Origin of the sequence: Pseudomonas sp. B21-041 (assembly GCF_024748675.1) — a bacterium.
GTDB classification, from domain to species: Bacteria; Pseudomonadota; Gammaproteobacteria; order Pseudomonadales; family Pseudomonadaceae; genus Aquipseudomonas; species Aquipseudomonas neuropathica.
Genome location: NZ_CP087175.1, coordinates 5,392,367 through 5,400,000, shown reverse-complemented (window position 1 = coordinate 5,400,000; position 7,634 = coordinate 5,392,367). Strand labels below are relative to the sequence as shown.

Genomic DNA, 7,634 nt, shown 5'->3' with positions numbered 1-7,634 from the left:
GAGGACGGTTACCACGGTGTGATTCATGACTGGGGTGAAGTCGTAACAAGGTAGCCGTAGGGGAACCTGCGGCTGGATCACCTCCTTAATCGACGACATCAGCTGCTCCATAAGTTCCCACACGAATTGCTTGATTCATTGAAGAAGACGAAAGAAGCAGCCCGAAATTGGGTCTGTAGCTCAGTTGGTTAGAGCGCACCCCTGATAAGGGTGAGGTCGGCAGTTCGAATCTGCCCAGACCCACCAATTTTGTGTGGGAAACGCCTGTAGAAATACGGGGCCATAGCTCAGCTGGGAGAGCGCCTGCCTTGCACGCAGGAGGTCAACGGTTCGATCCCGTTTGGCTCCACCACTACTGCTTCTCTTGTATAAAGCTTAGAAATGAGCATTCCATCATGATGATGGTGAATGTTGATTTCTAGTCTTTGACTAGTTCGTTCTTTAAAAATTTGGGTATGTGATAGAAAGATAGACTGAACGTTACTTTCACTGGTAACGGATCAGGCTAAGGTAAAATTTGTGAGTTCTCTTAGTTGAGAAATTCGAATTTTCGGCGAATGTCGTCTTCACAGTATAACCAGATTGCTTGGGGTTATATGGTCAAGTGAAGAAGCGCATACGGTGGATGCCTTGGCAGTCAGAGGCGATGAAAGACGTGGTAGCCTGCGAAAAGCTTCGGGGAGTCGGCAAACAGACTTTGATCCGGAGATGTCTGAATGGGGGAACCCAGCCATCATAAGATGGTTATCTTGTACTGAATACATAGGTGCAAGAGGCGAACCAGGGGAACTGAAACATCTAAGTACCCTGAGGAAAAGAAATCAACCGAGATTCCCTTAGTAGTGGCGAGCGAACGGGGACTAGCCCTTAAGTGGCTTTGAGATTAGCGGAACGCTCTGGAAAGTGCGGCCATAGTGGGTGATAGCCCTGTACGCGAAAATCTCTTAGTCATGAAATCGAGTAGGACGGAGCACGAGAAACTTTGTCTGAATATGGGGGGACCATCCTCCAAGGCTAAATACTACTGACTGACCGATAGTGAACTAGTACCGTGAGGGAAAGGCGAAAAGAACCCCGGAGAGGGGAGTGAAATAGATCCTGAAACCGTATGCGTACAAGCAGTGGGAGCCCACTTTGTTGGGTGACTGCGTACCTTTTGTATAATGGGTCAGCGACTTATTTTCAGTGGCGAGCTTAACCGAATAGGGGAGGCGTAGCGAAAGCGAGTCTTAATAGGGCGTCTAGTCGCTGGGAATAGACCCGAAACCGGGCGATCTATCCATGGGCAGGTTGAAGGTTGGGTAACACTAACTGGAGGACCGAACCGACTACCGTTGAAAAGTTAGCGGATGACCTGTGGATCGGAGTGAAAGGCTAATCAAGCTCGGAGATAGCTGGTTCTCCTCGAAAGCTATTTAGGTAGCGCCTCATGTATCACTGTAGGGGGTAGAGCACTGTTTCGGCTAGGGGGTCATCCCGACTTACCAAACCGATGCAAACTCCGAATACCTACAAGTGCCGAGCATGGGAGACACACGGCGGGTGCTAACGTCCGTCGTGAAAAGGGAAACAACCCAGACCGTCAGCTAAGGTCCCAAAGTTATGGTTAAGTGGGAAACGATGTGGGAAGGCTTAGACAGCTAGGAGGTTGGCTTAGAAGCAGCCACCCTTTAAAGAAAGCGTAATAGCTCACTAGTCGAGTCGGCCTGCGCGGAAGATGTAACGGGGCTCAAACCATACACCGAAGCTACGGGTATCACCTTCGGGTGATGCGGTAGAGGAGCGTTCTGTAAGCCTGTGAAGGTGAGTTGAGAAGCTTGCTGGAGGTATCAGAAGTGCGAATGCTGACATGAGTAACGACAATGGGTGTGAAAAACACCCACGCCGAAAGACCAAGGTTTCCTGCGCAACGTTAATCGACGCAGGGTTAGTCGGTCCCTAAGGCGAGGCTGAAAAGCGTAGTCGATGGAAAACAGGTTAATATTCCTGTACTTCTGGTTATTGCGATGGAGGGACGGAGAAGGCTAGGCCAGCTTGGCGTTGGTTGTCCAAGTTTAAGGTGGTAGGCTGAGATCTTAGGTAAATCCGGGATCTTAAGGCCGAGAGCTGATGACGAGTGTTCTTTTAGAACACGAAGTGGTTGATGCCATGCTTCCAAGAAAAGCTTCTAAGCTTCAGGTAACCAGGAACCGTACCCCAAACCGACACAGGTGGTTGGGTAGAGAATACCAAGGCGCTTGAGAGAACTCGGGTGAAGGAACTAGGCAAAATGGCACCGTAACTTCGGGAGAAGGTGCGCCGGTGAGGGTGAAGGACTTGCTCCGTAAGCTCATGCCGGTCGAAGATACCAGGCCGCTGCGACTGTTTATTAAAAACACAGCACTCTGCAAACACGAAAGTGGACGTATAGGGTGTGACGCCTGCCCGGTGCCGGAAGGTTAATTGATGGGGTTAGCTAACGCGAAGCTCTTGATCGAAGCCCCGGTAAACGGCGGCCGTAACTATAACGGTCCTAAGGTAGCGAAATTCCTTGTCGGGTAAGTTCCGACCTGCACGAATGGCGTAACGATGGCGGCGCTGTCTCCACCCGAGACTCAGTGAAATTGAAATCGCTGTGAAGATGCAGTGTATCCGCGGCTAGACGGAAAGACCCCGTGAACCTTTACTATAGCTTTGCACTGGACTTTGAATTTGCTTGTGTAGGATAGGTGGGAGGCTTTGAAGCGTGGACGCCAGTTCGCGTGGAGCCATCCTTGAAATACCACCCTGGCAACTTTGAGGTTCTAACTCAGGTCCGTTATCCGGATCGAGGACAGTGTATGGTGGGTAGTTTGACTGGGGCGGTCTCCTCCTAAAGAGTAACGGAGGAGTACGAAGGTGCGCTCAGACCGGTCGGAAATCGGTCGTAGAGTATAAAGGCAAAAGCGCGCTTGACTGCGAGACAGACACGTCGAGCAGGTACGAAAGTAGGTCTTAGTGATCCGGTGGTTCTGTATGGAAGGGCCATCGCTCAACGGATAAAAGGTACTCCGGGGATAACAGGCTGATACCGCCCAAGAGTTCATATCGACGGCGGTGTTTGGCACCTCGATGTCGGCTCATCACATCCTGGGGCTGAAGCCGGTCCCAAGGGTATGGCTGTTCGCCATTTAAAGTGGTACGCGAGCTGGGTTTAGAACGTCGTGAGACAGTTCGGTCCCTATCTGCCGTGGACGTTTGAGATTTGAGAGGGGCTGCTCCTAGTACGAGAGGACCGGAGTGGACGAACCTCTGGTGTTCCGGTTGTCACGCCAGTGGCATTGCCGGGTAGCTATGTTCGGGAAAGATAACCGCTGAAAGCATCTAAGCGGGAAACTTGCCTCAAGATGAGATCTCACTGGAACCTTGAGTTCCCTGAAGGGCCGTCGAAGACTACGACGTTGATAGGTTGGGTGTGTAAGCGCTGTGAGGCGTTGAGCTAACCAATACTAATTGCCCGTGAGGCTTGACCATATAACACCCAAGCAATTTGCGTCGAAGAGACCAGATTGCGGTGTGTGAAGACGAAACGAACCGAAAGTTCGATGTTCACAAACACCGAAAGCTATCACATACCCAATTTGCTGAAGCGAGGCCATTTGGCCACGACTCAGTACCCGAATTTCTTGACGACCATAGAGCGTTGGAACCACCTGATCCCATCCCGAACTCAGCAGTGAAACGATGCATCGCCGATGGTAGTGTGGGGTTTCCCCATGTGAGAGTAGGTCATCGTCAAGATTAAATTCCGAAACCCCAATTGCGAAAGCAGTTGGGGTTTTGTTTTGCCCGCGGGAAAGTTTTTTACTCGCGACAACGAACAAATTTGCACAGTTATTTTCGAATCAGAACACTAGAATAGCCCCACCTTATTCGGAGCCAGAGCCTTTATGTCAGAGTCGGTTGACGCCCCCGGGCTGTCAGATTTACCGCTGGAAGACTTGGTGGCCTGTCACGAGTGCGACCTGCTGATGCGCAAGCCACAACTTGCCCATGGCGAAAAAGCCCTCTGCCCACGCTGCGGTTACGAGTTGTATGCCCACCGCCATAACGTGGTGCAGCGCAGCCTTGCCTTGGTGATTGCAGCATTGCTGCTGTACATCCCGGCAAACTTTTTACCCATCATGCAACTCAATATCCTCGGACAGTCTTCGCAGGATACGGTCTGGAGCGGCGTGCTCGGCTTGTTCAACACGGACATGCAGGGTGTTTCGATCGTCGTATTCCTGTGCAGCATGGCCATTCCGCTGTTGAAGTTGCTGTGCCAGTTATTCGTCTTGCTAACGATCCGCTTCGATGTCGGTCGCAGTTACGGTTTGTTGCTTTACCGTATTTATCACCACCTCAAAGACTGGGGAATGCTCGAGGTCTACCTCATGGGCGTACTGGTGGCGATCGTCAAACTGGCGGACATGGCGGCCATCACCGTCGGTCTCGGCCTAGCGTGTTTCATTAGCTTGTTATTAGTGCAGGTATGGCTGGAGGTGGTGATGTCACCGCATCAGATCTGGCAGGCGCTATCAGGGGAAGATGCTCATGCGGGCGATTGATGCGGGCATTCTGGTCTGTACCGAATGTCATGAGTTGAACAGGCAGGAAGCGGACACCGACGAGCAAACCTGCACCCGCTGTGGTGCATTGGTCCACGCTCGCAGGCCAAACAGCCTCACCCGCACCTGGGCACTGCTGATCACGGCAGCGATCATCTATATACCGGCCAATGTCTTGCCGATCATGACTGTCAGTTCTTTGGGGCAGGGTGATCCGAGCACTATCATGTCCGGCGTGATCCAGTTGGTGCAGCACGGCATGATTCCGATTGCTGCGGTGGTGTTTATCGCCAGTATTCTGGTGCCGACCTTCAAACTGGTGGGCATCGCGCTGCTGCTGTTTTCGGTGCAACGACGTCAGCCGCTGTCCGCCCGTCAGCGCATCTGGATGTACCGTTTTATCGAGTTTATTGGCCGCTGGTCGATGCTCGATATTTTTGTGATCGCCATTCTCGTGGCGGTCGTCAACTTCGGCCGGCTTGCCAGTGTCGAAGCCAATCTTGGCGCCATCGCCTTCGCCAGTGTGGTGATTCTGACGATGCTCGCCGCAGTAACTTTCGATCCCCGACTGATTTGGGATAACACGGAGTCGGACGACGACCATGACTGATTTGCCCGTAGCGAAAACTCGACCGGCTTCGAACTGGTCTGCCATTTGGGTACTGCCTCTGATCGCGCTGATCATCGGCGGCTGGCTTGGCTGGCGTGCCTATTCCGAGACCGGGATCGAAATTCAGATCCGCTTCGAGAGTGGCGAAGGTATTCAGGCCAACAAGACCGAGGTCATGTACAAAGGCATGCCGGTCGGTAAGGTCAAGGCGCTCAAGCTCGACGACGAAGGCAACTCCAAAGGCGTGATCGCCACCGTCGAGATGAACAAAGACGTCGAGCAATACCTCAAGACCAGCACGCGTTTCTGGCTGGTCAAACCGAGCGTGACGCTGGCCGGCATCACCGGTCTGGAAACCCTGGTCTCGGGTAACTACGTGGCCATCAGCCCCGGCGAAGGGGAACCGACGCGCAAGTTCAAGGCGCTTGCCGAAGAGCCGCCGCTGTCGGATGCCAAACCCGGCCTGCATCTGACCATCAAGGCGGATCGTCTCGGTTCGCTGAATCGTGGCAGCCCGGTGTTCTACAAACAGATCAAGGTTGGCCAGATCAAAAGCTACGTGCTTTCGGAAGATCAAAGCACCGTTGAGCTGAAAGTCTTCATTGAGCCGACCTACGCCAAACTGGTGCGCAAACACACGCGTTTCTGGAACGCCAGCGGCATCAGCATCGACGCCAACCTGTCCGGGGTGAAAGTGCGCAGCGAATCGCTGGCCAGCATCGTCGCCGGCGGCATCGCCTTCGCTACGCCGGAGAACCGCAAGGACAGCCCGCCGACCGATCCAAGCCTGCCGTTCCGTCTCTACGAAGATTTCGATGCTGCTGCGGCCGGGATCCGGGTGAAGGTCAAACTCAGCGACTTCGAAGGCCTGCAGGCTGGCCGCACGCCGGTGATGTACAAAGGCATTCAGGTCGGCAACCTGAAAGCATTGAAGGTCGACCCCGATCTGAACAGCGCCACTGCCGAGCTGACTCTTGATCCGTTGGCCGAAGACTATCTGGTCGACGGCACCCAGTTCTGGGTGGTCAAACCGTCGATTTCTCTGGCCGGTATCACCGGGCTGGAAGCGCTGGTGAAAGGTAACTACATCGCCGTGCGCCCGGGTGACAAGGGCGCTGCGCCGAAACGCGAGTTCGAGGCTCGGCCGAAGGCGCCGCCGCTGGATCTGCGTTCGCCGGGGCTGCACCTGGTGTTGTTCACCGATGTCCTTGGCTCCATCGATGTTGGCAGTCCGATTTTGTACAAGCAGGTCAAGGTCGGTTCGGTGCAGAGCTACCAGTTCTCCAAGACCCGCAAGCAACTGGTCATCGGTGTTCACATCGAAAAGGAATACGAAAACCTGGTCAATGCGTCGACGCGCTTCTGGAATGTCAGCGGCATCACGCTGACCGGCGGACTGACCGGCGGCATTCAAGTGAAGAGCGAATCGCTGCAGACCCTGATGGCCGGTGGCATCGCTTTTGAAACACCGCAGGCCAAGGCGCCGTTGCAGAAGCGTATTCCACGTTTCCGCCTGTTCGCCAACCATGATGAGGCGAATCAGAAAGGCGCGGTGGTGACGATCAAAGTCGATCGCGCTGATGGTCTGCGCAGTGGCACCCCGGTGCGCTTCAAGGGACTGGATGTCGGCAAGATCGAAAGTGTCGATCTGACCGATGATCTGCAATCGGTGATCCTCACGGCGCGGATTACCGAAGTGCCGGAGAAGATCGCCCGGGTCGGCAGCCAATTCTGGGTGGTCAAACCTGAGCTGGGCCTGATCAAGACAGAAAATCTGGAAACCCTGGTGACCGGAAAATACATAGAAGTGCAACCGGCGGCGAAGAGTCTGGGGCCGCAGAAGAACTTCGTGGCGCTAGCCAATGCGCCGGAAGTGACCAAGCAAGAGGCGGGTCTGAGTCTGGTCTTGAGCGCGGCCCGTCGTGGTTCGCTGAAACCGGGTGTGCCAGTGACTTACCGTGAAATTACCGTGGGCAAAGTCACCGGTTATGAACTGGGTCAGACCGCTGATCGAGTGTTGGTGCACATTCTGATCGAGCCGAAATACGCACCGTTGGTGCGCAGCGGGAGCCGGTTCTGGAACACCAGTGGTGTCGGGTTTGATATCGGTTTGTTCAATGGGCTGACGGTGCGCACCGAGTCGCTGGAGACGGCGATTCAGGGTGGGATTGCCTTCGCAACGCCGGATGGCGAGCGCATGGGTAACCCGGCGCGGGCTGAGCAGACGTTCCCGTTGTTCGACAAGTTTGAGGATGAGTGGCTGACGTGGGCGCCGAAGATTTCCCTCGGTAAGTGATTCTATGGTGTCTGAAGTGGCGCCATCGCGAGCAGGCTCACGGCCTACAGGGGAACGCATTCCAACTGTAGGAGTGAGCCTACTCGCGATAGGGCACGCAAAATCAGCACAAACCCCAAGCCATAAAAAAGGGCCGCGATCCAAACAGATCGCGGCCCTT

The 7,634-nt window shown here is 54.3% G+C and carries 3 protein-coding genes, 2 tRNA genes and 3 rRNA genes (1 of these 8 cut by a window edge); all 8 read left to right on the top strand.

Annotation, left to right across the window (positions count from 1 at the left end; all coding sequences use genetic code 11):
* Positions 1–88: ribosomal RNA gene (locus LOY43_RS23980) — 16S ribosomal RNA — on the top strand; it begins 1,449 nt to the left of the window's first position.
* Between the two features lie 81 nt (positions 89–169).
* A tRNA-Ile gene (locus LOY43_RS23975) sits at positions 170–246 on the top strand.
* A gap of 30 nt (positions 247–276) precedes the next feature.
* Positions 277–352, top strand: a tRNA-Ala gene (locus tag LOY43_RS23970).
* Between the two features lie 246 nt (positions 353–598).
* A 23S ribosomal RNA gene (locus LOY43_RS23965) occupies positions 599–3,492 on the top strand.
* 151 nt (positions 3,493–3,643) lie between these two features.
* Positions 3,644–3,759, top strand: a 5S ribosomal RNA gene (gene rrf / locus LOY43_RS23960).
* The 16S, 23S and 5S rRNA genes sit together here with 2 tRNA genes alongside, the layout of an rRNA operon.
* Positions 3,760–3,908: 149 nt before the next feature.
* On the top strand, positions 3,909–4,568 hold the full coding sequence (locus LOY43_RS23955) for a paraquat-inducible protein A (RefSeq protein WP_095050583.1): 660 nt from the start codon (positions 3,909–3,911) through the stop codon (positions 4,566–4,568).
* Positions 4,555–5,178, top strand: coding sequence for a paraquat-inducible protein A (locus LOY43_RS23950; protein WP_095050584.1), 624 nt, complete (start codon positions 4,555–4,557; stop codon positions 5,176–5,178). Before LOY43_RS23955 ends, LOY43_RS23950 begins: the two co-directional genes overlap by 14 nt.
* A complete protein-coding gene (locus LOY43_RS23945) occupies positions 5,171–7,474 on the top strand; it encodes a PqiB family protein (protein ID WP_095125807.1) in 2,304 nt (767 codons plus the stop codon). Before LOY43_RS23950 ends, LOY43_RS23945 begins: the two co-directional genes overlap by 8 nt.
* Positions 7,475–7,634 lie beyond the last annotated feature (160 nt).

Excerpts from the sequence above, each read along its gene's own strand:
- LOY43_RS23955 (WP_095050583.1), top strand. The coding sequence starts at position 3,909 with ATGTCAGAGTCGGTTGACGCCCCCGGGCTGTCAGATTTACCGCTGGAA.
- LOY43_RS23950 (WP_095050584.1), top strand. The coding sequence starts at position 4,555 with ATGCGGGCGATTGATGCGGGCATTCTGGTCTGTACCGAATGTCATGAG.
- LOY43_RS23945 (WP_095125807.1), top strand. The coding sequence starts at position 5,171 with ATGACTGATTTGCCCGTAGCGAAAACTCGACCGGCTTCGAACTGGTCT.